The organism is uncultured Limnohabitans sp. (genome assembly GCF_937889215.1).
Taxonomy (GTDB): domain Bacteria; phylum Pseudomonadota; class Gammaproteobacteria; order Burkholderiales; family Burkholderiaceae_C; genus Limnohabitans_A.
In genome coordinates, this window is sequence record NZ_CALBEX010000409.1 from 1 (window position 1) to 1,796 (window position 1,796).

The 1,796-nt window shown below is 60.2% G+C and carries 2 protein-coding genes; both read left to right on the forward strand.

The window, feature by feature from the left end; all coding sequences use genetic code 11:
* A partial coding sequence (locus Q0341_RS10365) for a 2-oxo acid dehydrogenase subunit E2 (protein WP_299512924.1) occupies positions 1 to 1,011 on the forward strand: 1,011 nt, incomplete at its 5' end.
* Between the two features lie 57 nt (positions 1,012 to 1,068).
* Positions 1,069 to 1,796, forward strand: a 728-nt coding sequence (locus tag Q0341_RS10370; protein WP_299512926.1) for a biotin/lipoyl-containing protein, incomplete at its 3' end; no start/stop codon positions are given.

The window sequence follows — 1,796 nt, forward strand, 5'->3', positions numbered from 1 at the left end:
GCTACGCCAACACCCGTGTCGGCGGCCGTTGCTGCAGTGGCTGCTCCAGCCCACGCTCCCGGCGGCACCACGCTGGGCTTGCCCCACGCGTCACCCTCGGTGCGCAAGTTCGCCCGCGAGCTGGGTGTGCCGCTTGCAGAAGTCAACGGCTCTGGCCTCAAAGGCCGGATCACCGAGGCCGACGTACAAGCCTTCACCCAGGCCGTCATGTCGGGTGCTGCACAAACCAAGGCGCAGGCGGCCAATGCCCCTGCAGCTTCGGGCGGTGACGGTGCAGGTCTGGGCTTGATCCCATGGCCCAAGGTTGACTTTGCCAAGTTCGGCCCCATTGAGCGCAAAGAAATGGGCCGCATCAAGAAGATCAGCGGTGCCAACTTGCTCCGCAACGCCATCATGATTCCGGCTGTCACCAACCATGACGACGCCGACATCACCGAACTCGAAGCCTTCCGCGTCTCGACCAACAAAGAGAACGAAAAGAGCGGCGTCAAAGTGACGATGCTGGCCTTCTTGATCAAGGCCTGTGTGGCCGCGCTCAAGAAATACCCCGAGTTCAACAGTTCGTTGGATGGCGATGCCATCGTCTACAAAAATTACTGGCACATTGGCTTTGCCGCTGACACGCCCAATGGCTTGATGGTGCCCGTCATCCGTGATTGCGACAAAAAAGGCGTGTTGCAAATCAGCCAAGAAATGGGTGAGCTGGCCAAGAAGGCGCGCGACGGCAAACTCGGCCCTGCAGAAATGACCGGCGCAACTTTCACCATCTCCAGCTTGGGCGGCATTGGTGGCAAGTACTTCACGCCCATCATCAACGCGCCCGAAGTGGCCATCCTCGGTGTTTGTAAGAGCACCATGGAACCTGTCTGGGACGGCAAGCAGTTTGTGCCCCGCCTGATGCTGCCCCTGTCATTGACATGGGACCACCGCGTCATCGACGGCGCCGCAGCGGCTCGCTTCAACGCGCTCCTGGGTCAAATCCTAAGCGACTTCCGTCGGGTATTACTCTAATCCTTGGGGGCGGACCAAAGCGCAGCTTTGCTCGGCCCCCAACCTCTTGAGAAGAACATGGCACTCATAGATATTCAAGTCCCTGACATTGGCGACTTCGACGAAGTCACCGTGATCGAGCTGATGGTCAAGGTGGGCGACACCGTCAAATCTGACCAAAGTCTGATCACCGTGGAGAGCGACAAAGCCTCCATGGAAATTCCTTGCAGTCACGGTGGCGTGGTCAAGGAACTCAAGGTCAAGCTGGGCGACAAGGTCAAGCAAGGCTCTGTGGTGTTGGTGCTGGAAGGCGAGGGCGCTGCGGCGGCCCCGGCCGTTGCGCCTGCTCCAGCGGTCGCTCCTGTGGCATCTGCTACTGCAACCGTTGCAGCTACGCCTGTTTCATCAGCCCCTGTATCCACGGCCTCATCCTTCGGCGGCTCGGCTGACATCGAGTGCGAAGTGCTCGTCTTGGGCGGTGGCCCCGGCGGTTACTCGGCTGCATTCCGTGCCGCCGACCTCGGCTTGAACGTCGTCATCGTTGAGCGCTACGCCACCTTGGGCGGCGTGTGTCTGAACGTGGGTTGCATCCCCTCCAAAGCCTTGCTGCACGTCGCAGCGGTGATGGACGAAGTCAGCCACATGGCCGATCTGGGTGTGGACTTTGGCAAGCCAGTGGTCAACATCGACAAGCTGCGCGGCCACAAAGAAAAAGTCATCGGCAAACTCACAGGCGGCTTGGCGGCCATGGCCAAAATGCGCAAGGTCACCACCGTGCGCGGCTATGGCGCATTTGTCGGCAGCCA